This is a genomic window from Streptomyces wedmorensis (assembly GCF_000716445.1).
GTDB lineage: Bacteria > Actinomycetota > Actinomycetes > Streptomycetales > Streptomycetaceae > Streptomyces > Streptomyces wedmorensis.
The window spans coordinates 92,942-115,622 of sequence record NZ_JNWK01000010.1 but is presented as its reverse complement, the minus strand read 5'-3'; the positions used below and the strand labels follow the sequence as shown (position 1 = coordinate 115,622).

At 71.6% G+C, this 22,681-nt stretch carries 15 protein-coding genes; 13 read left to right on the top strand and 2 right to left on the bottom strand.

What is annotated here, in order from left to right:
• The first annotated feature begins 134 nt into the window (after positions 1–134).
• The 3 genes from OO54_RS11065 to gap all read left to right on the top strand — a co-directional run bounded on the left by OO54_RS11065 (position 135) and on the right by gap (position 2,787).
• Positions 135–509 (top strand): VOC family protein, encoded by a 375-nt coding sequence (locus OO54_RS11065; protein WP_033202771.1) that lies wholly within the window; start codon positions 135–137, stop codon positions 507–509.
• A 137-nt stretch (positions 510–646) separates the two neighbouring features.
• On the top strand, positions 647–1,603 hold the full coding sequence (locus tag OO54_RS48285; protein ID WP_106970002.1) for a GlxA family transcriptional regulator: 957 nt from the start codon (positions 647–649) through the stop codon (positions 1,601–1,603).
• 185 nt (positions 1,604–1,788) lie between these two features.
• Positions 1,789–2,787 carry a type I glyceraldehyde-3-phosphate dehydrogenase gene (gap, locus tag OO54_RS11055; RefSeq protein WP_017237387.1) on the top strand — a complete coding sequence of 333 codons (999 nt, stop codon included), beginning with the start codon at positions 1,789–1,791 and terminating at the stop codon, positions 2,785–2,787.
• Positions 2,788–2,895: 108 nt separating this feature from the next.
• On the opposite strand, the gene OO54_RS11050 is transcribed toward gap, so the two are convergent.
• Positions 2,896–3,765: an alpha/beta hydrolase family protein gene (locus OO54_RS11050; RefSeq protein ID WP_200146598.1), complete on the bottom strand. Its 870-nt coding sequence runs from the start codon at positions 3,763–3,765 to the stop codon at positions 2,896–2,898.
• An 87-nt stretch (positions 3,766–3,852) separates the two neighbouring features.
• Here OO54_RS11050 and OO54_RS11045 point away from each other — a divergent pair, with 87 nt between their 5' ends.
• The 10 genes from OO54_RS11045 (at position 3,853) to OO54_RS11000 (ending at position 18,505) form a co-directional block, all read left to right on the top strand.
• Entirely contained in the window at positions 3,853–4,083 is a 231-nt protein-coding gene (locus OO54_RS11045) for a hypothetical protein (RefSeq protein WP_063738271.1), read from the top strand.
• A 371-nt stretch (positions 4,084–4,454) separates the two neighbouring features.
• Positions 4,455–5,867 (top strand): extracellular solute-binding protein, encoded by a 1,413-nt coding sequence (locus OO54_RS11040; protein WP_033202684.1) that lies wholly within the window; start codon positions 4,455–4,457, stop codon positions 5,865–5,867.
• 126 nt (positions 5,868–5,993) lie between these two features.
• On the top strand, positions 5,994–6,953 hold the full coding sequence (locus tag OO54_RS11035) for a carbohydrate ABC transporter permease (protein ID WP_033202683.1): 960 nt from the start codon (positions 5,994–5,996) through the stop codon (positions 6,951–6,953).
• A 17-nt stretch (positions 6,954–6,970) separates the two neighbouring features.
• A complete protein-coding gene (locus tag OO54_RS11030; RefSeq protein WP_033202682.1) occupies positions 6,971–7,846 on the top strand; it encodes a carbohydrate ABC transporter permease in 876 nt (291 codons plus the stop codon).
• 156 nt (positions 7,847–8,002) lie between these two features.
• A complete protein-coding gene (locus OO54_RS11025) occupies positions 8,003–9,607 on the top strand; it encodes a glycoside hydrolase family 13 protein (RefSeq protein ID WP_033202681.1) in 1,605 nt (534 codons plus the stop codon).
• Positions 9,608–9,812: 205 nt separating this feature from the next.
• Positions 9,813–11,945 (top strand): discoidin domain-containing protein, encoded by a 2,133-nt coding sequence (locus OO54_RS11020; RefSeq protein WP_033202680.1) that lies wholly within the window; start codon positions 9,813–9,815, stop codon positions 11,943–11,945.
• 64 nt (positions 11,946–12,009) lie between these two features.
• Positions 12,010–13,095: a DUF1996 domain-containing protein gene (locus OO54_RS11015; RefSeq protein ID WP_033202679.1), complete on the top strand. Its 1,086-nt coding sequence runs from the start codon at positions 12,010–12,012 to the stop codon at positions 13,093–13,095.
• A gap of 104 nt (positions 13,096–13,199) precedes the next feature.
• Positions 13,200–15,656 carry a beta-glucosidase gene (locus tag OO54_RS11010; protein ID WP_033202769.1) on the top strand — a complete coding sequence of 819 codons (2,457 nt, stop codon included), beginning with the start codon at positions 13,200–13,202 and terminating at the stop codon, positions 15,654–15,656.
• A 221-nt stretch (positions 15,657–15,877) separates the two neighbouring features.
• A complete protein-coding gene (locus tag OO54_RS11005; RefSeq protein ID WP_033202678.1) occupies positions 15,878–16,918 on the top strand; it encodes a LacI family DNA-binding transcriptional regulator in 1,041 nt (346 codons plus the stop codon).
• Between the two features lie 159 nt (positions 16,919–17,077).
• On the top strand, positions 17,078–18,505 hold the full coding sequence (locus tag OO54_RS11000; RefSeq protein WP_033202677.1) for an ABC transporter ATP-binding protein: 1,428 nt from the start codon (positions 17,078–17,080) through the stop codon (positions 18,503–18,505).
• Positions 18,506–18,530: 25 nt separating this feature from the next.
• Here OO54_RS11000 and OO54_RS10995 read toward each other — a convergent pair whose 3' ends face one another.
• Positions 18,531–22,625 (bottom strand): CHAT domain-containing protein, encoded by a 4,095-nt coding sequence (locus OO54_RS10995; protein ID WP_033202676.1) that lies wholly within the window; start codon positions 22,623–22,625, stop codon positions 18,531–18,533.
• Between the last annotated feature and the right edge of the window lie 56 nt (positions 22,626–22,681).

Here is a 22,681-nt window from a genome sequence, read left to right as displayed (position 1 = left end):
GACGGGCTATCCGGTGGAGGGCTGACCGCCCCCAGGGTGCGCGCAAGGCACCCCCTCGGTTCGGCACGCGGACCTCCCAGTGCGCAGGCACTTCGAGATCCCGTTCCGTGTCGAACAACAGCGAGGCCGACCACATGACCGTCACGTTCAACCACACCATCATCGCGTCCAAGGACCGCCACGAATCGGCGCAGTTCTACCGCGACCTCCTGGAACTCCCCGAAGCACCCTCCTGGGGCCCGTTCATCAACATCCAGCTCACCGACGGCGTACTGATCCAGTTCGCCGAGCCCCCGGTGGAGATCCAGATGCAGCACTACGCGTTCCTCATCGACGACGAGCTCTTCGACCGGGCGTATCAGCGGCTCTGCGACGGCGACATCGAGCACTGGGCCGACCCCCAGATGCGCCGTCCCGGCGAGACGAACACCGAGCACGGCGGCCGGGGCGTCTACTTCAAGGACCCCGCCGGCCACGCGATCGAACTGATCACCCGGCCGTACCTCTAGGGCCTGACCGGCCGGGGTGTCGTCGCGACCCGCACGACACCCCCGGCCGGACCGCGCGACGCGGTCCGGTGCGTAGGGAGTGTCCGGTCGATCGGGCCGGGCTCGCGACCGACAGGACACCGCCTAGGCTCTTGTCCGTGCCTCCCTCTCGTCTGCTCCGTGTCGCCGTTCTCGTACTGGAGGGCGCGAAGCCGCTCGACGTGGGCATCCCCGCGCAGGTGTTCACGACCCGCGCGAGCATGCCGTGCGAGGTCCGGGTGTGCGGAGCGGAACCCGGCGTCGTGGCCGGGGGCGACGGCCTGTCCTATCAGGTCGCCCACGGCCTCGACGCGCTCGCGTGGGCCGACATCGTCTTCGTGCCGGGCTACCGGTTCCCCGACCGGGAGGACCCGCCGGCGGCCGTCGTCGAGGCGCTGATCGCTGCGCACGCGCGCGGGGCGCGGCTCGCAGCCATTTCGACGGGCGCCTTCGCGCTGGCCGCCACCGGCCTGCTCGACGGCAGGCGGGCCACCACCCACTGGCACTACACACGGGCGCTCGCGGCGAAGCGGCCTCTCATCAGGGTCGACGAGAACGTGCTCTTCGTCGACGAGGGCAGCGTCCTGACGTCCGCCGGCGCCGCCTCGGGCATCGACCTGTGCCTGCACATCCTGCGCGCGGAGTTCGGCGTGGCCGCGTCGAACCACGCGGCCCGTCGCCTCGTCGCGGCCCCCTACCGCAGCGGCGGTCAGGCCCAGTACGTGCCCCGCAGCGTGCCCGAGCCGCTCGGCGAGCGGTTCGCCGCCACCCGCGAATGGGCCCTGCACCACCTGGGCGAGCCCCTCACGCTGGAGATCCTCGCCCGGCACGCGGCGGTGTCGGCGCGCACCTTCTCCCGTCGGTTCGCCGAGGACACGGGGTACACGCCCATGCAGTGGGTCATGCGGGCACGCATCGACATGGCCCGTGAGCTGCTGGAACGTTCCGAGCGCGGGGTCGAGCAGATCGCAGCCGACACGGGCCTCGGCACCGGAGCGAATCTGCGGCTCCACTTCCAGCGGATCCTCGGCACCACTCCGAGCGAGTACCGGCGGACGTTCGCCCGGGGCGAGTAGCGGGGCGAGTAGCGGGGCGAGCACCGGGGCGAACGCGGCCCTCCGCGAGGCGGGCGGGCTGCCGGACGGACGGCCGCCAGGACCTTGGCGCGATACTTGCGGACCGTGGCGATCACGCCGCTGTCAGGTGCGACCGCACCGGACGAACATGGTGGCGAACGCGAAGGGACCGAAGGGACACTGTCATGACTCGCATCGCCATCAACGGATTCGGCCGCATCGGACGCAACGTGCTGCGCGCGCTGCTCGAGCGCGGGAGCGACCTCGAGGTCGTCGCCATCAACGACCTCACGGAGCCCACCACCCTCGCCCGGCTCCTCGCCTTCGACACGACCTCCGGCCGCCTCGGTCGTCCGGTGAGCGTCGACGGCGACACCCTCGTCGTCGACGGCCGCCGCATCAAGGTGCTGGCGGAGCGCGAGCCGGCGGACCTGCCCTGGGCCGAGCTCGGCGTCGACATCGTCCTGGAGGCGACCGGCCGCTTCACCTCCGCCAAGGCCGCCGGCGCGCACATCGACGCGGGTGCCAAGCGCGTGCTCGTCAGCGCGCCCGCCGACGGTGCCGACGTCACCCTCGCCTACGGCGTCAACACCGACGCCTACGACCCGGCCGTCCACACGATCGTCTCGAACGCGTCGTGCACCACCAACGCGCTCGCGCCGCTGGCGTCGGTCCTCGACGACCTCGCCGGCATCGAACACGGCTTCATGACCACGGTCCACGCCTACACCCAGGAGCAGAACCTCCAGGACGGCCCGCACCGCGACCCCCGCCGTGCCCGCGCCGCCGGCGTGAACATCGTCCCCACCACCACGGGCGCCGCCAAGGCCATCGGCCTCGTGCTCCCGAACCTCGACGGCAAGCTCTCGGGCGACTCGATCCGCGTGCCCGTCCCGGTCGGCTCGATCGTCGAGCTCAACACCACGGTCGCCCGTGACGTCACCCTCGACGAGGTCCTCGCGGCCTACCGCACCGCGGCCGAGGGCCCCCTCGCCGGTGTCCTGGAGTACTCCGACGACCCGCTGGTCTCCGCCGACATCACCGGCAACCCGGCCTCCTCCATCTTCGACTCCGCGCTCACCCGCGTCGAAGGCCGCCACATCAAGGTCGTCGCCTGGTACGACAACGAGTGGGGCTTCTCCAACCGTGTCATCGACACCCTGGAGCTCCTCGCTTCCCGCTGACGCACGCCACACCCCCGCCGAGCGCTCCGCCCGCCCCACCCGGGTCGGCCGGAGCGCTCGCGTGCGTGTCCTTCCGCAGCGCCCCGGCCCGCGTCCTGCCCGTGGAAGTCAGGCGAGGTGGCGGAGGAAGAAGGAGGCTGCCTCGCGTCCCACGCGGTGGCGGACCTCGGGGTCGGCGGGGTCCTCGGCGAAGAAGTCGTCATGGCGGACGTCCGGTCCGGCCGACCGGCCGGACGCGGTGGGGATGTGGTCGAGGTAGGGCCTGATGTCGACGTCGTAGGGGTTGACGGTGTCGGCGCCGCCCCAGCGGATCCCGACGGGCACGCGCACGGTCGCCAGGCTGGCCGGGGTCACGAAGCCGCCGATGCCCGGCGCGACCTGGAACACGGCGCGCACCCGGGCGTCGGTGAGGTCCGCGCCTGCGCCTTCGAGCACGCGTCGGGACGACTCCTCGTCCGGGTACCTCTCCAGGAGTGCCTCCAGGAGCCCGGGGAACTCCGGGATGTCCGGCAGCGGTACGGCGCCGCCGAGCACGGCCCACAACACGTGCGGATCGATCCGTGCTCCGGCGAGAGCCGCGACGGTGTAGCCGCCGAGCGAGAAGCCGGCGGCACCGACAGGTCCGAGCGGCCCCTCCTGGGCGAGGACGTCGAGGGCGAACGTGACGTCGATCGGCCGGTGCCAGACGTGGGCGAAGCCCTCGGGTTCGTACCCGTCCACGTGGTTGTTGCCGTGATGATCGAGGGCGAGCACGCGGAACCCGGCCTCGCGCAGCGGGTGCGCCAGCCACCCCATGTCACCGCCCGAGCCCCCGGTCCCGTGGGAGACGACGACGAGCGGAGCGGGCGCGGCCGGACGCGTACTCGGTTCCCAGAGATACAGGCGGACGGGACGCGGGCGTGTGGGGTCGCGCAGATCACGTCGCGATTCGTCGTACAGGACGCGTATCCGAGGCTGTTCCGGGTCGGGATTCGTCATGGGCGCATGGTAGTCAGGCCGTTGGGGGCTGCGGCGTGGCAGGCCGGCCACGGTGGTGCGGTCCGGGGCCGGCCCTACGATCAGTCCGTGACTGATATCCCGACGCACTGGACGGTGCGCCACTTCTCGCAGGCAAATCCGTTCGGCCCCGGCTGCGACAGCGTTCCGGCCCTCCTGCGACGCCTGGCGGACTCCGTCGAGGACCTGGGTCCCGTCGAGGTCCAGGACGTGGTGATCTCCTCCGAGATGACCGAGCACGGCGCCTGGCGGTCGGGCACGGTCTACTTCCACCTCCCCGAGGACGACGAGGACGACTAGGACGACGAGGACGCGGCCTAGCTCCTCTGCAAATTTCTGATCGTTTGACGCAAACAAGAGAAAGTCCTGCTGCGATCAAGGCGGGCACCCCTGAGGGGGTGCCCGCCTTGATCGTGTGCGCGCACGATGCATGCGGCAGGGTGCCGGTTCGGTGAAGGCGGTCTGCTGTCAGGGGTGTTGGGGAGTGATAGAGGTGCCCGGTCTGCCTGGTTCGTGCGTGTAGACCACCTGTCGATGCTCTCGACTGTCAGGCAATTACGAAATCAGCGCGATATCTTGCGTTCACTTGTTGGGGGTGGTTGAGTGTGCCGCGCCCCACAACGCACCGGCGGTGGGGCGACCTCCACGTACTTGCCCGAAGGGGACCACCCATGAGAACTGCTCGGTTCCGCCGTACCCGTCGCGCCAGCGCGGTCGCTTTCGTCTCCGCGGTGACGCTGACCGCGCTCGCCGCGTGTGGCACGAGCAGCAGTGACAACGGCGGCGGTTCCGAAGGCGGCGGCTCGTCCGATCCCTCCGCCCCGCTGGACCCGAAGACCAAGGTGACGCTCACCATCGACTGCATGCCGTCGGCGGCGAAGGCGGCCGAGCTGAAGGAGTGGAAGGAGGACGTCGCGGAGTTCAACAAGACGTACCCGAACGTCACCATCGAGGGGCGTTCCACGCCCGGACAGTGTCTGGAGCCGCCCCGGTTCACGGCGATGCTCAAGGCCAAGTCGCAGCCCGACGTGTTCTACACGTACTTCACGGACCTGCCGCAGGTGCTCGACAACGACGGGGCCGCGGACATCAGCGCGTACGTCACCGACAAGACCGTCCCGCTGCTGAAGGACATCGACCCGAACGTCCTCGGCTCGCTCAAGCAGGACGGGAAGCTGTACGGCCTGCCGACGAGCAACTACACGATGGGCCTGCTGGTCAACCGCAAGCTCTTCAAGGACGCCGGGCTCGACCCCGACGCCCCGCCGCGCACCTGGGACGAGGTGCGCGCCGCCGCCAAGAAGATCGCGGGCCTCGGCAACGGCATCGCGGGCTTCGGCGAGTACAGCGCGGGCAACACGGGCGGTTGGCACTTCACCGCCCAGATGTACAGCGTGGGCGGTGAGGTCGTCGACGCGAGCGGCAAGAAGGCCGCGTTCAACAACGACCTCGGCAAGCAGGTCGCGAAGAACCTCCACGCCATGCGCTGGGAGGACGACAGCATGGGCAAGACCCAGCTGCTCCAGTGGGGCGACCTCCAGAAGCAGATCGCCACGGACAAGCTCGGCATGTTCCTCGCCGCGCCCGACGACATCGCGTACATGGTGCAGCAACTCGGCGCGAAGTACGAGAACTTCGGCATGGGCCCGATCCCCGGCGCGAAGAACACGCTGGCCGGCGGCAACAACTACATGATCAAGAAGGGCATCTCGGGCGACAAGATCAAGGCCGCGGTCGCCTGGCTCAACTTCAAGAACCTCAGCGTCGGCAAGGGGCAGTTCGCGTGGGCCCGCACCAAGGCCGACGGCCTTCCGGTCGGCGTGCCGCAGCCCAACTTCTGGCTGGGCGAGTCCAAGACCACGGACGACGCCGCACGCGTCGAGAACGCGACCATGCCCGTCGCCAACTTCAAGACCTTCATGGACAACCCCGTCGCCGGCAAGGCCGAACCGCCCAAGGCGCAGGAGGTCTACAAGGTCCTGGACAACGTGATGTCCGGTCTCCTCACCAACAAGGACGCCGACATAGACAAGCTGCTCGCCACCGCCGAGACGCAGGTCAACCAGGTCCTCGCCCACCAGTGACCCCCTCCCGGCGGGGCGGGCCCGGGAATCCGTCCCGCACCGGGCCCGCCCCGCCGGGAATCCGTCCCGCACCCGGCCCGCCCCGCCGGGTACCGCAATCCGGCAGACCAGCACCAAGGAGCGACGATGTCGGCGCCCAGCCTGACCCCGAGCAAGGCGGGAACTCCCCGTCACTCCCCGCCGCGCGCGGCGGGATCCGCACCCCCCGCCGGCCGGTTCGCCAAGAACCTGAAGCGCAACCTGACGGCCCACGGGTTCCTCATCGGCGCCGTCGTCTGCTTCGCCGTGTTCTCCTGGTACCCCATGGTCCGGGAGGTCCTCCTGGCCTTCCAGAAGACCGAGAGCGGACAGACCACCTGGGTCGGACTGGAGAACCTCGCCACCGTCCTCGACGACCCCGCCTTCTGGCAGGCCTGGCGCAACACCCTCCTCTTTACCGTCCTGGCCCTGATACTCGGTTTCGCGGTCCCGTTCGTCGTGGCCGTCGTCATCAACGAGTTCCACCACGGCCAGGGCTACCTGCGGCTGCTCGTCTACCTGCCGGTGATGCTGCCGCCGGTCGCCTCCGTACTCCTCTTCAAGTACCTCTACGACCCCGGTTACGGCCTGCTCAACGAGCTGCTGCGCTTCCTGCACCTGCCCGAACAGCAGTGGCTCCAGGACCCGGACCTCTCGATGCTCTCCGTCGTCATCGCCTCGACGTGGATGAACATGGGAGGAGCGGCCCTCATCTACCTCGCCGCGCTCCAGGGCATCCCCGGCGAACTGTACGAGGCCGCGGAGCTGGACGGCGCCGGGCTGTTCCGCAAGATCTGGCACGTCACCATCCCGCAGACCCGCCTCATCCTGTCGCTCATGCTGCTCATGCAGATCATCGCGACCATGCAGGTCTTCGTCGAACCGTTCCTGCTCACCGGCGGCGCCGGCCCCGAGGGCTCGACCACGACCGTCGTGTACCTGATCTACCAGTACGCCTTCAACTTCAACAACTACGGTGCCGCGGCGGCGCTCGGCCTGCTCCTCCTCGTACTCCTGGCCGGCTTCTCGGCCGTGTACGTGAAGCTCAGCCGCGCCGAGGACGAGTAGGACCGGGGAGACCACGCATGTCCACACGCACACTCATCTCGCCCGCGCAGCTCGCCAAGCCCCGCGCCAAAGCGCTCTACCGGGCGACCTTCGCGCTCGTCGTCGGCGGCTTCAGCCTGGTCTTCCTCGGCCCCCTGTACTGGATGGTGTCCAGCGGGTTCAAGGACACCCAGGAAGTGGTCCGCACCCCGCCGACCCTGGTCCCGGGCTCCTTCGCCCCCGAGAACTACACACGCGCCTGGGAGGTCATGGACCTCTCCACGCTGCTCTTCAACACCCTCTACTACGCCTTCGGAGCCCTCGCCTTCCAGCTGGTCCTGGACGTCGCCGCCGCGTACTCGCTCTCCAAGCTGCGCCCGGTGTTCGGCAAGGCGATCCTCGGCGGGATGCTCGTCACGCTGATGATCCCGGCCACCGTCCTGGTCGTACCGCAGTACCTGACCGTGCTCGACGTGCCCGTGGTGGAGCGGAACCTGCTGAACACGCCGTGGGCGATCTGGCTGCCCGCGGTCACCAACGCCTTCAGCATCTTCCTGCTCAAGCGGTTCTTCGACTCCATCCCGAAGGAACTGCTCGACGCCGCGGCCATGGACGGCGCGAGCCCGCTGCGGATCCTGCGCTCCATCGTGCTGCCGATCTCCCGGCCGATCCTGGGCGTGGTGTCGATCTTCGCGGTCGTCGGCGTCTGGAAGGACTTCCTCTGGCCGATGCTGACGCTGCCCGACCCGTCCAAGCAGACGCTCAACGTGGGGATCTACTCGCTCTCCACCGGCGTGCCGGTGAACGTCCTCATCGCCGCCCTGACCATCGCCTCCGTGCCGACGCTGCTCATCTTCCTGGTGTTCCAGCGCAACATCATGAGCGGTCTGACCGCCGGCGGCCTCAAGGGCTGAACCGGCGGGCACCCGGTCCGGGTCCAGGATCCGGACCGGCGCCCCCGGCCCCCTCGCCTCCCCCCTCACCACCAAGCCTTCGCCGCCGGCCCGTCCGACGCCCCGCAGCTACCGGGCCGGCGGCGAAGACCCCGACCTGCCCGAAAGGACCGTCACGTGGCAGCCCCTCACTCGCCCCGCACCGACGACTGGTGGCGCGACGCCGTCATCTACCAGGTGTACCCCCGGAGCTTCGCCGACGGCGACGGCGACGGCACCGGGGACCTCGCGGGAGTCCGGGCGAGACTGCCCTACCTCGCCGAACTCGGCGTCGACGCCGTCTGGTTCACCCCCTGGTACCTCTCCCCGCTGGTGGACGGCGGCTACGACGTGGCCGACTACCGCACCATCGATCCCTCCTTCGGCACCCTCGACGAGGCCGAGAAACTGATCTCCGAGGCCGCCGCACTCGGCATCAGGGTCATCGTGGACATCGTCCCCAACCACGTCTCCGACCAGCACGCCTGGTTCCGTGCCGCCCTCGCCGCCGGCCCCGGCAGTCCCGAACGCGCACGGTTCCACTTCCGCCCCGGCCGCGGCGAGAACGGCGAGCTCCCGCCCAACGCCTGGCCCTCCCAGTTCTCCGGGCAGACCTGGACCCGCGTCGCCGACGGGGAGTGGTACCTCCACCTCTTCACCCCCGAGCAGCCCGACCTCAACTGGGCCCACCCCGAGGTCCGCGAGGAGCACGAGGACGTCCTCCGCTTCTGGTTCGAACGCGGGGTCGCGGGCGTACGGATCGACTCGGCCGCACTCCTCGCCAAGGACCCGGCGCTCGGCGACTTCGTCGAGGGCGTCGACCCCCACCCGTACATCGACCAGGACGAACTGCACGACATCTACCGTTCCTGGCGCGCGATAGCCGACGAGTACGGAGGCGTCTTCGTCGGCGAGGTCTGGCTGCCCGACTCCGAGCGCTTCGCCCGCTACCTGCGCCCCGACGAACTCCACACCGCCTTCAACTTCAACTTCCTGGCCTGCCCCTGGGACCCGGAACGGCTGCGCCGCACCATCGACGACACCCTCGCCGAGCACGCCCCCGTCGGCGCCCCCGCGACCTGGGTCCTCTGCAACCACGACGTCACCCGCACCGCGACCCGGTACGGCCGCACCGACACCGCCTTCGACTTCGCGACGAAGCGCTTCGGCACCCCCACCGACCTCGCGCTCGGCACCCGCAGGGCGCGCGCCGCCGCCCTGCTCACCCTCGCCCTGCCCGGCTCCGTCTACCTCTACCAGGGCGAGGAACTGGGGCTCCCCGAAGCCGACATCCCGCGCGACCGGATCCAGGACCCGATGCACTTCCGCTCCGGCGGCACCGACCCGGGCCGCGACGGATGCCGCGTCCCGCTGCCCTGGAGTGCCGACGTCCCGCACGCCGGCTTCGGCGCGACGGCCGAGCCGTGGCTGCCTCAGCCCGAAGGGTGGGCCCGCTACGCGGTCGACCGGCAGAGCACCGACCCGGAGTCGATGCTCGCGCTCTACCGGGAAGCGCTCCTGCTGCGCAGGTCGGACGAGGGCTTCGGCGATGGCCCGCTGACCTGGCTGCCCGCTGCCGACGGCGTCCTCGCCTTCACGCGGACGCGCGGTCTGGTCTGCGTCGTCAGCCTGGCCGGCGAGCCCGTGGCCCTCCCTCCGCACGAACGGCTGCTCCTCGCGAGCGGCCCGCTCACGCCGGACGGACTGCTGCCGCCGGACACGGCGGTCTGGCTGCGGGTCTGACCGCCCGGCGGGACCCGTCCCGATCGGCCCTGTGCCCGCAGCCGTCCGAGGAGCGGCGGGCACAGGGCTCTTCCGTGAAGTGCTAGTTCTTAAGTCAAGTCAAAAGAAAAGTGGTGTGCGGTTATTGACGGCGTTCGGCGAGCGCGGGCATGGTGCGGGAGAGCGCTCTCCCAACCTCCCCCTCCCGTTCCAAGGAGATCCCCTCATGCCCTCAGTCGGCATACCCGTGGCCACCGTGGTGGCCTCGACGCTGCTGGCGCTCCTGCCGGTCCAGCAAGCACAGGCCGCCCCGGCCCTGCTCTCGCAGGGCAAGCCGGTCACCGCCTCCAGCACGGAGCACTACGGCACCCCCGCCGCCGACGCCGTCGACGGGAACCTCGGCACCCGCTGGTCGAGCGGTGCCTCCGACGACCAGTGGCTGCGGGTGGACCTCGGTGCCCCCGTCGCGGTCAGCCAGGTCGTGCTCCGCTGGGAGTCCGCGTACGCCAAGGCGTACCGGATCGAGCTGTCCACCGACGGCACCACGTGGACCACCGCGTACAGCACGGCGAACGGCTCCGGCGGCACCGAGACCCTCGCCGTCTCCGGCACCGCACGCTACGTGCGGATGCACGGCGTGACCCGCGCGACCGGATACGGCTACTCGCTCTGGGAGTTCCAGGTGTACGGGGAGCCCGGTGGCACCACCCCGACGCCCACCGGCGCCGTCCGCGTCACCGGGCCCCAGGGCGCCTGGCAGCTGACCGTGGGCGGCCAGCCGTACACCGTCAAGGGCCTGACCTGGGGTCCCTCCGTCGCGGACGCCCCGAAGTACCTGCCCGACGTCAGGTCCATGGGCGTCAACACCATCCGCACCTGGGGCACCGACGGCTCCACCAAGCCGCTCCTCGACGCCGCCGCGGCCCAGGGCGTCAAGGTCGTCAACGGCTTCTGGCTCCAGCCCGGCGGCGGCCCCGGCTCCGGCGGCTGCGTCGACTACGTCACCGACACCGCGTACAAGTCCACGATGCTCGACGAGTTCGCCAAGTGGGTGGAGGCGTACAAGAGCCACCCCGCGACCCTCATGTGGAACGTCGGCAACGAATCCGTCCTCGGACTCCAGAACTGCTACAGCGGGACCGCGCTCGAGAACCAGCGCAACGCCTACACCGGCTTCGTCAACGACGTGGCCAGGAAGATCCACACGATCGACCCCGACCACCCGGTGACCTCGACCGACGCATGGACCGGCGCCTGGCCCTACTACAAGCGCAACGCCCCCGACCTCGACCTCTACTCCATGAACTCCTACGACAACCTCTGCAAGGTGCGCCAGGACTGGATCGACGGCGGTTACACCAAGCCCTACCTCATCACCGAGACGGGCCCGGCCGGCGAATGGGAGGTGCCGAACGACGTCAACGGCGTCCCCGACGAGCCGACCGACCAGCAGAAGGCCGCGGGCTACGCCGCCGTCTGGAACTGCGTCACCGGCCACCAGGGCGTCGCCCTCGGCGCCACGATGTTCCACTACGGCACCGAACACGACTTCGGCGGCGTCTGGTTCAACCTGCTGCCCGACGGTCTGAAGCGGCTCTCCTACTACGCGGTGAAGAAGGCCTACACAGGCTCCGTCGCGGGCGACAACACCCCGCCGGTGATCAGCGGCATGACCGTCTCGCCGGCCACCGCCGCCCCGGCCGGCCGCGAGTTCACCGTCCGCGCCGACATCCGCGACCCCGACGGCGACCCGATCACCCCCAGGATCTTCCTGAGCGGCAACTACGCCAACGGGGACAAGCGACTCGTCGAGGCGCGGTGGCGCGCCGACGGCGACGGCGGTTTCGCGGTCACCGCCCCCGAGAAGCTCGGCGTGTGGAAGGTGTACGTCCAGGCCGAGGACGGCCACGGCAACGCCGGCATCGAGACCAGGTCCGTCCGCGTGGTCGCGCCCCCGGTCGCCGGCACGAACCTCGCCCTCGACCGCCCCACCACCGCCTCCTCGTACCAGACCGGTTACGGCGACTGCCCCTGCCCGCCGGCCCGCGCCACCGACGGCCGCGCCGACACCCGCTGGGCCAGTGACTGGAGCGACCCCCAGTGGATCCAGGTCGACCTCGGGGCCGTCAAGCCCATCCGCACCGTGCAACTGGTCTGGGACCCCGCGTACGCCAGGTCCTACGAGGTCCGGGTCTCCGACGACGGGACCGCCTGGCGCACGGTCCACACCACGACCACCGGCGACGGCGACGTCGACACGATCGCCCTCGCCACCACCGGCCGCCACGTACGCCTCCAGCTGACGGCCCGAGGCACCGGGTGGGGCTACTCGCTCCACGAGTTCGGCGTCCACAGCTGACCGCGGCCGACCACCACCCCCCCCGAAAGTCACCACCGACCCCCCCCACGGGCAGGAGATCCCCATGAGAGCGAGTCCCAAGAGGCTCCCCGCACTGCTCCTCGGCACCGCGCTCGTCGCCACCCTCCTCGGCGTCGGCACCCTCGCCTCCGCCGCCGACCCCACGGCCGACACCCCTCCGCCGGCCGCCGCGGCGCACACCGGGCACCGGATGGCCGCGTCGCTCCAGGCGTCGGGCGACGACCCGGACGGCGACGGCTACATCCCCGCGGTACCGCAGGTCACCGGAGTGACACCGTCGACCGCGACCCCGCCGGCCCGGTACTTCCACGAGTTCCAGGCCAACTGCGCCGTCACGCACACCGCACCCGACGACCCCATCGTCTACCCCGGCCAGCCGGGCCGGTCGCACGACCACACGTTCATGGGCAACACCTCCACGAACGCGCACAGCGTCACCGGCACCCTCTACGGCGGAGCCACCGCGTGCAAGGCGCCCGCCGACTCCTCCGCCTACTGGATGCCCACCCTGTACGACGGGGACCGGAAGATCCTTCCCGTCGGCCCCCAGGTCATCTACTACAAGACGGGCGTCACCGACTACACGAGCGTGCGGCCCTTCCCGAAGGGCCTCAGGTTCGTCGTCGGCAACCCGATGCAGACCGCCCAGCAGTTCCGCGAGCACAAGGGATTCGTCGAGGGCTGGGAATGCGGTGACAGCTTCTTCAACGTCGACTTCCCGACGAGCTGCCCGAGCCGACCCGACGTCCAGCTCAACCTGCGCATGCAGGCGCCCAGTTGCTGGAACGGCCTGCACCTGGACACGCCCGACCACCAGAGCCACATGGCGTATCCGGTCGTCAAGCCCGGCACCAACGACAACATGTGCCCGGCCTCCCACCCGGTCGCCCTGCCGATGATCGAGTTCAAGATGGCCTTCCCGGTCAACGGCGACATGAGCCAGGTGCGCCTCGCCAGCGGCCGCGGGTACTCCTTCCACTACGACTTCTTCAACGCGTGGGAGGAACGCACCCTCAAGGCCATGGTCGACCACTGCATCGTGGGCGGCCTCCAGTGCGACGCCCGGGGCTACGACCAGACCCACCCCGAGCGAGGCGCGGCCCTCAACGAGCAGTACCGGCTGCCCTGATCCACTCCCGCACCCCACTCGGCACCGGCCGCCCCGCTCGCCCGGGGCGGCCGGTGCCTCCGCCCCGTGACCCCGGCGACCGAAAGCCGACGATGCCTGACGACATGCCCGAAACGCCCGACGACGTGCTCGACCCGCTGGTCGAGAAGCTCGACCTCGACCGCAAGGTCCGCCTCCTGACCGGCGCCACCACCTGGCGCACCGCCGCCGACGCGGAGATCGGCCTGCGGGAGATGGTCTTCTCCGACGGCCCCGCCGGGGTGAGGGGAGAAGCCTGGGACGAACGCCGCACCTCCTTCCTGCTGCCGTCGGCGTCCGCCCTCGGCGCGACCTGGGACGAGCCCCTGCTGCGAAGCCTCGGCGGCCTGCTCGCCGCCGAAGCGGTCCGGAGGGGTGTCGACGTCGTCCTGGCGCCGACCCTCAACCTGCACCGCACCCCGCTCGGCGGCCGCCACTTCGAGTGCTTCTCGGAGGACCCCGAGCTGACCGCCCGCACCGGCGCGGTGCTGATCCGCGGCCTCCAGGAGCACGGCGTGGCCGCCACCGCCAAGCACTTCGTGGCCAACGACTCCGAGACCGACCGGCTGAACGTGGACGTCCGGATGTCCGAACGGGCGCTGCGCGAGGTGTACCTGGCACCGTTCGCCGCCGCGGTCGACGCCGGGGTGTGGGCGGTCATGGCCGGCTACAACGGCGTCGACGGCACGACGATGACGGCCCATCCGCTCCTCGCCGAGCCCCTGAAGGGTGAGTGGGGCTTCGACGGCGTCGCGGTCTCCGACTGGGCCGCCGTGCGCACCACCGAGGAACCCGCGCGGGCGGCCCTCGACCTCGCCATGCCCGGCCCGGACAGTCCCTGGGCGGCGGACCTGGCCGAGGCCGTCCGCGACGGCCGCGTCCCCGAGAGCGCCGTCGACGAGAAGGTCCGACGGCTCCTCCGGCTCGCCGCCCGGGTCGGCGCCCTCGGCGACGTCCCCCGCCGCCGCCCGACGCGCCCGGACGAAAGCCCGCGACACCTGCTGCGCCGCGCGGTCGCCGCCGGAGCGGTACTGCTCCGCAACGAGGGCGTCCTGCCCCTCGACCCCACCGGCCTCGGCACGGTCGCCGTGATCGGCGAACACGCCGCCTCGCCCCGCGTCCAGGGCGGCGGCAGCGCCGGCGTCTTCCCGTCCGCCGTGGTCACCCCGCTCGCCGGGATCCGCGCGTGTCTGCGAGGCCGCGGGCGCGTCACGTACACCGTCGGCCCGTCGGCGGACGCCCCGCCGGAACCGCTCGACACGGTCCGGTGCACGGACCCGCGCTCCGGGGAGCCGGGACTGCTGCTGCGCTGCCTGGACGGCGAAGGACGGGAACTGAGCGCCGAACGACGCCTGTCGGGGCGGCTGCTCGAACCGGACCTCGCCCCGGGCACCCGTACCGTGGAGGTCCGGGCCCTGCTCCGCCCCGACGCCACCGGGGCCTGGACCTTCGGAATCGGCGGCTTCGGCCGGATGGCGATCGAGGTCGACGGGCACGTGATCCTCGACGGCACCCATCCGCGCGAGACCGACGACCCCGCGATCGTGCACGTCACCCCGCCCCTGCACACCGCCACGAGTCTGCTGGAACGGGGCCGCCACGCCCATCTCGTCGCGCGCCGCGAACTGGTGCCCGGTGCCGGCAGGGCGACGGTCGTGGCCGCGGCACCCCCTCGGCGAGCCCCGGACCAGGCGCTCGCCGAGGCCGTGGCGGCGGCCCGCGAGGCGGACGCGGTGATCGTCGTCGTCGGGACGACCGAGCACGACGAGACGGAGGGGCACGACCGTACGTCCCTGTCCCTGGGCGGCGCGCAGGACGAGCTCGTCCGGGCGGTCGCCGCCGCCAACCCCCGCACCGTCGTCGTCGTCAACAGCGGCGGACCGGTCGAACTGCCCTGGCGCGACGAGGTCGCCGCGGTGCTCCTGGCGTGGTTCCCCGGCCAGGAGGCCGGCGCGGGGCTGGCAGACGTCCTCTTCGGCCGCCGCGAACCGGGCGGCAGGCTCCCCACGACCTGGGCCGCCACGCTCGCCGAGGCACCCGTGACGGGCACGCGCCCGGCCGACGGCCGGCTCGACTACACGGAGGGCCTGCACATCGGGCACCGCGCCTGGCTGCGGGCGGGGACGCGGCCGGCCTACTGGTTCGGGCACGGCCTCGGTTACACGACCTGGGAGTACGGGGAGGTGGACGCGCCCGCCCGGATCGACGCGGGCTCGTCCTTCACCGTACGGGTGGGGGTGCGGAACACCGGGGCGCGCCCCGGGCGCGAGGTCGTCCAGGTGTACCTGGCGCGGCCCGGCTCGGCGGTCGAGCGCCCCGTGCGCTGGTTCGTCGGCCATGCGGCGGTCCACGCGGAGGCGGGCGAGGCGGCGGTCGCCGAGATCGTCGTGGAGCCGCGGGCGCTGCGGCACTGGTCGCCGGAGGAGGGTGAGTGGCGTGTCGAGCCGGGGACGTACCGGCTGATGGTGGGCCGCTCGGCGGGAATGGTGGAACACGCGACCGACGTGACGCTGGGAACCGTTCCGGGGGAGCGGAACGCGTGAGGGCCGGAGGACGTGCTCCGCATTCCGGTCGGCCGTCGGGAACGGCCCGATCAACGGCCCTCGTCCGAATTCCGAATTTCCGTCACCCGTACGCGGTGAATTCACCGACGGGGAGCCGTGAATGCCCATCCGTGAATACCGGCCCGCGCCCCGGACCGTCGCACGGCACTTCCCGCGGTCCGCCCGTCGTGCCCGGGAAAGCGGCAGGTTAGAGTACGGGAGTGATCAGGCGGGGACCGACGCTGGAGGACGTGGCGCGGGAGGCGGGCGTCTCCAGGGCGACGGTGTCGCGGGTCGTGAACGGGGTGCGCAACGTCGACCCCGCGATCCAAGACGTCGTGCGGCAGGCCATCGAGCGCACCGGATACACACCGAACACCGCCGCCAGGAGCCTGGTCACGGGCCGCGATCCGCATCCGGTGGCGCGCACCGAGACCGTGGCGCTCGTGGTCTGCGGGGCCGGGGACGCGTTCGCCGCGAGGGTGTTCGCCGATCCGTTCTTCGGGCGTGTCGTCAGTGGTGCCGTGACGTTTCTGCGCGGGCGCGGCGCGCATCCCGTGCTGATGTTCGCGGAGTCCGAGGCGGCCAGGCGGCAGGTGGTCGACCACCTGCGCCGGGGCAGCGCGGACGGGGCCCTCGTCGTCTCCATCCAGGCCGACGACCCGCTGCCGTCGATGCTCGCCGCCGCGGGCGTCCCCCTCGTGCTGTTCGCGCGGCCCCCGGAGGGACCGGCGCTGAGCTACGTCGACGTGGACCACCACGAGGGAGGCCGGCTCGCCGCCGCGCACCTGCTGGCCAGGGGATGCCGTCGCCCCGCGACGATCCGCGCGCCCCGGGACCTCCCGGCCGGCGAGGCCCGCCTCGCCGGGTTCCGCGAGGCCCTGGAGCGCGCCGGCCGGGCCGCCCCGCCGGTGGTGGAGGGCGGTTTCACGGTCGAGAGCGGTGCGGCGGCGATGCGTCGGCTCCTCGCGGAGCACCCGCGGGTGGACGGGGTCTTCGCGGCCAACGACCTGATGGCTCAAGGGGCGTGCGAGGTGCTGCGCGAGCGGGGTCTGAGCGTGCCCGGGGACGTGGCGGTGGTGGGTTTCGACGACTCCAGCGTCGCCGTGACCTGCCGGCCTCCGCTGACCACCGTGCGCCAGCCCGTCGAGCGGATGGCCGCGGCGATGGCGGAGCTGCTCGTGGGCCGGCTCCAGGGGGCGTCCGCGAGCCCGGCGCACCTGGTGTTCGCCCCGGAACTCGTCGTGCGGGAATCGGCCTGACCCGGTCGCGTGACGACCGGGGGCGGGCCGTGTCTTCCGCATTCGTCCGCCGCTGAATTCCTCTTTCCGTAATACGTACGAAACTGTTCCGCAGCGCTTCATGATGGGTTACTTTCGGCCACACACCCCCTGCGGTCCTTCTACTCCGGGCGGATTTCCATGAGTCGCGCCATCGTGCTGCGAGATGTGAGCAAGAATTACGGCGGTTCCCCTGTGGTGCGGAGGGTCTCCCTCACCGTCGAACCGGGCGAGTTCCTGGTGCTGCTCGGCCCTTCCGGATGCGGCAAGTCCACGGTCCTGCGGATGATCGCCGGTCTGGAGGACATCACCGACGGCGACCTGTTCCTCGACGGCGAGCACGCGAACGACGTGCCGCCCCGTGAACGCGACATCGCCATGGTGTTCCAGAACTTCGCCCTCTACCCGTCCATGACCTCGCGGGAGAACATCGGCTTCCCCCTGAAGCTGCGGGACCCGTCGGCGGACCACGACCCACAGGTCGAGGCGACGGCCCGGATGCTCGCCATCGAGGACCTGCTCGACCGGCTGCCCGGGCAGCTGTCCGGCGGCGAGCGCCAGCGGGTCGCGATGGGCCGGGCGATCTCCCGGCGCCCCTCGGTCTTCCTCCTCGACGAGCCGCTGTCCAGCCTCGACGCCAAGCTCCGCGGCCACCTGCGGGCCGAGATAGCCCGGCTCACCGCCGAACTGGGCGTCACCACCGTCTATGTGACGCACGACCAGTCCGAGGCGATGTCACTGGGCGATCGGGTGGCGGTCATGCGCGACGGCGTCCTCCAACAGGTCAGTCCGCCGCAGGAGCTGTACGCCCGGCCCGTCAACGTCTTCGTCGCCGCGTTCGTCGGCACCCCGCGCATCAACCTCCTCGACGCGGTCGTCCACGCACCGCTCGACGGGCCGATGAGCCTGGAGCTGGGCCGCCAGCGCCTCGTCCTTCCCCTGCCGCTGAGCGTCGACCACCAGCTCCTCCGGATCCAGCAGGGGCGACCCATCATCGTCGGGCTGCGTTCCGAGGCGGTACGGATAGCGCCGCCCAGCCAGGCGCGGCCCGGTGAGGCCTCACTCGTCGGGATCGTCGAGCACGTCGAGTACCAGGGCCACGAGGTGCTCGTACACCTGGACACCGGCTCACGGCCCGCTGTCGTGGCGGACCTGGAGGCGGCGCGCCCCCGCGCCGGCGGACGGCGGGGGAGCGGACGGCGCAAGCGGGGCCTCGGCAGGATCGGGGCACGCGCGGCGGCCCTGGGTGTCGGCCGGATCAGGGCGCGCGCGGCGGCCTTCGGCGGGAGCCAGACGTCCGCGGAAGGCCTTCCGGCGGGTCCTGCGGCGGAAGGCCGCCCGGCGGCGGACCCGGCAGCCGGCCGGGGCCCGTCCGGCGAACCGTACGCCGCCCGTGAACGCCGCACCGCGGGCCGCAGCGACCTCGTCCTGCGGACCGGCCCCCACGTCCGCGTCCGGGCCGGCGCGCAGGTGCCGCTGCTCGTCGACCTCGCCCAGTTGTACGTGTTCGACCACCAGGGCACGAGGATCTGCCCCGCCCCGGACGCGCTGCCCGGCCTGGACCGGTAGCGGGAGAGCGGGACCCGCCCCGGCCTCAGCCGGCCGGCCCCAAGTGGACGAAGCCGGCCCATCCCCATGGGTTCACGGGCGGATACTCGTCCGAGTCCGAGTCCAGACGCTCCCTGAGCGCGCGCAGTGCACGATGGAGGGCGAGCCCGGGGTCGGGTTCGTCCCCCAGCGCGCGGTAGAAGCCCGCGGCGAGCTCGGCGCCCACCCGGTCGTCCAGTTCCTGACGGACGGCGATCACGTGGCGGAAGCCCGCGACGAGTACGGCAGCGGCCAGATGGGCGGACTCGTCCAGGTCGTCGGCCCCGGGGGTGGCGCCGTGACAGGTCGACAGATAGGCCAGCACGCCCCCGGCACGTCGCAGTCCGGCCAGGTCGGCGAGCGTCACCCGGTCGTCGAAGGCGCTGAGGGCCGTGTCCGCCGGGTCGGTGACGGCGGCGGCGCCATGGCCGGCGAAATGGAACCAGGCGTGCCAGGGCAGCCCTTCGAGCAAAGCGTCCCGCGTCGCGTCGGGACCCTCCAGACGGGTGACCGGAACCGGCGAGAACGCGCTCACCGACGCGACCTCGTCCCTGACGCCGTGGAGTACGTCCGCTCTGTCGTAGGGGGTGGGCACCGAGGCGACCAGGAGCCGAGGGTCGCCCTGCGCCGGAGCGCGCGATCCGGCCTCGGCGAGGGTCCTCAGCGTCGGTGCCTCCGAGGAGACGACGCGGTCGATGACGGACCTCAGGGAACCGTCGTGGTGCCCGGTGGCGAAGAGCGGTAAGGCGGTGAGCGGTCCCGTGGGACACCACCAGACCCGCGGCCAGGACCCGCCTTCCCCCGGAGCCGTCCGGTGCCCGAGAGCCTCCAGAACCGGCCCGGTCACCTCGTCCCATCCCCAGGCGAGCACGTCCGTCATCTCGTCGACCGCGGTACGGAACGCCACGGTTGCCGCCCGAGGTGCCGAAGGGCCGGCCGACAGGGCGGCCTGGGCCTCCCCGGCGGTCCGCCACGCGTCCGTGAACCGGGCGGCCTGCTCGGTGACCTCCGCGGCGGTCACGGCGAGGGGAACGCATTCCTTTCCCGATGCCGTGACCAGGACGGCGTCGCATCGCGTCGTCCCGACGTTGAGGACGACGACCGTGCCTCCGGCGGTCGCGGTGGCCAAGGAGTGCGGGGACGGGGGGCCGAGGAAGGCGTCGAACCCGTCCAGCCGGCGGATCTCCCGCACGAGGGACCGGTGCTCGTCGTTCACCCGCGCCAGCACCTCCGCCCTGCTGCCCTCCGCTGCCCCCGGGGCGGCCGCCTGAGCCCGCTCCCCGTCCGTCAGGTCTCTCGCTCGGGCGCGTACGGTCAGGAAGCGGTCGGCGAGGTCGTCGTCGACCTCGCGCAGCCGCTCGACGTCCGACTCGTGATCGGTGAGCTGGGCCCACAGGAGACCGCGCCCCTGTTCGAGGAACGCCACCGCCCTGTCGGGATCGGCGGACGAGAGCGCCCAGGCCGCGGCTTCCCTCGCGAATCCACGCCAGTCCCGAATGAGCCGCAGCCGGTCTGTCACGGTCATGCCGTGCCAGTCGATCTCCGACAGCAGCTCCCATGCGAGCTCGGCGCCGTCGACGGCGGCTTCGACACCGTCGCGGTCGTCCCGCAGTGCGCGCAGCGACGCCCATTCCCGGGCGGACCAGGCCCGTAGGTGGATGAGGGAGCTCGTGTGCCGCCGGCCGGCGTCGAAGGCGTCGAGCGCCTCGTCGAAGGCCTCGGGCGCCTCGTCGAGCCCCGCGATCCTCTGGCCGAGCAGGAAGAGGAACTTCAGCTGTTCGCCGAGCGCGCCGAGGAACTCCGCCCGGTGGGCATGCCCGAGCGGAGTCGCACGCACCGCGCTGCGCGCGTAGGCGATACCCGCGGTGAGATCCCCGATCTCGTACCCTGTCAGGAACCGCGCCCGCAGGAGCGACGCGATCCGGCTCACGCGGCGGCCGCGTTCCACGTGATCGGGCGGGGTCTCCTCCGCGGCGCGCCGCGCGTGGGCCAACGCCTCGTCCAGGTCGCCGCGTTCCTTGAAGCGTGCGTACCGGCTCAGGAGGGCACTGGCCAGATTGTCCCATCGCGTCGCGGAGTGCACCTCGCCGTTGGAGGTGAGCGCCACACACTCCCGTAGCCGGGCGATGGACTGTTCCAGGTCTCCCACGTCGCCGAGCCGGGCGAACAGTTCTCCTTGAGCCGTTCCCAGGTTGTCGAGGGCGGACGCCTTGTGGGCCGGGTCACCCGACAGCAATTCGACGGCCTCGGAGAGCGCGTGCACGGAAGCCCGCAGGTCCGCGAGATCCCGGTTGTGGTCATAGCGCAGCCTGAGGGCCAGGCCCAGGCGGTTGAGCGCCGCGGCCCGCCCGAAGCCTCCGCCGAAGCCGCCGAGTGACGCGGTGGCCACCTGAACGGCCTCGTATATGTCGGCCTTGGCCCCCTGCTGTTCGTAGCGGACGCGCAGCAGGTGACCGAGTGTCGAGGCCACGTTGGCCCGACCGTCCGAATCCTCCGGGAGATCTCCCAGAACGGAGCGCAGCCGCGTGATGTCGTGATCCAGGTCTTCGGACCGACCCGTGCGCTGCGCCCGGTCCTGCCGGAAATCGGCCAGCATCGCGTGGAGGACGCCGTACGCCGGATCGTCGGGGGCAACAGTCGCGACCGCTTCCCTGCACTGCCGGATGGCCGTCTCCAGGTACAGCGGATTGCTGTGGGACGCGTACAGGAACGCGAGGGCGGTAAGCGCCCTCAGCTCGCCGCGGACGGCGGACGGAGCCTCGGGGGACGAATCGAGCGGGACCGTCTCCTGCGGGACCACCGCCTCCCGCGGCCCGGTGCGGCCGGTGGCCGGCGAGGCCAGGGCCTCGGCCTCCCGCTCGTCCGCCGGGCTGCCGGTCACCATGGATCTGGTCATGAGGGCCGTGGACAGGTTGGAGGCTGCCCGCCACCGGTCAGGATCGCCCTCCGGATATGCCTCCCAAGCCTGCCGTGCCGCCTCGACGAAGTCGTCGAGCGCCGCACGAGCGGGGGCGCCCGTACCGCTCAGACACCAGCGGTCGTGAAGCAACTTGGACAGCATGGTCAGGTGCGTGGCATGCAGGGGGTCCGCCTCGCCGCCCTCGTCGAGCAGCGCACGCGCCTCCGCGATCGCCTCGTCCAGTTCGCGGGCCGAACGGCAGACGGTGGGGACGAGCACCAGGGTCCGCCAGACCTTGTCGATCACCGCCCACCGTGCGGGTCCGGCGTCCTGCGTCCGGGCGGCTTCCTTGAAGGCCTCCAGGGCGTCGCGCAGCGTCTCCGGGTCGCGGCGTACCTCGGCGAGCGCGTGCAGTGCCGCGCCCAGGTTGTCCATGTAGTGGGCGAGCACGCGGTTGTCGGCAGGGCCGTCTCCCGGGCCGATCTCCATGAAGCGGGCATGCTGGAAGACGGACTCCTCCAGGAGGTCCACCTCGTACGTCGCTCTGTAGAGGAAGTACAGGGCAGTACCGAGCGAGTCGCACATTTGTGCGGTGGGGCCGGGGTCCGAGGGCCCGAGGAGCTGGGCGTCGGCTGCCTGCCGTCCGATGTGCACCGCCCGCTCCAGGTCGGCGACGTCCCCGGTCTCCCTGTGCCTGTCGTACTCGACGTGGGCGAGGGCGCTCAACGCCTCGCGCCGCAGACGGGGAGTGGCCGTGACCCGGGCGACGACCTCCAGCACAGCCCGCGCGGTGGCGAGGCGCGCCGGTGAGCGGGCCAGATGCGGGGCTTGAAGGGCGAACGCGCTGCACGCGAAGAGCGCCGGCTCCGGCTCCTGGTCGACGAGGCCGGGAGGCAGCGGGGGCAGCGGATACGGAGAGCCGGCCAGGGATTCGACGAGGACCGAGGTGAGCAGGATGGCCACGGGGCCGTCGAGGTCGTGGAGACCGATTCCGCGCTCCGGGTCGAGCCGGTGGGCATGGAACCAGCACAGCTTGTTCACCCCGTCCACGACGAGCGTTCCGTCGTCCAAGGACGCGAGGACGTACTGGAGCACCGCGGCGGACTCCGCGAGCGCCTCGGGTTCTTCGAGCAGCGTGCGGTCGCGGCTCTCCCGGTACCTCGAAAGCCGCGAGGCGAGCGCGGCTATCATCCCGTCGGACACGGTCGTCCCCTCCCCGATGGAGCCGAGTTGCCGAATCTGAGCGCACTTCAACGGAC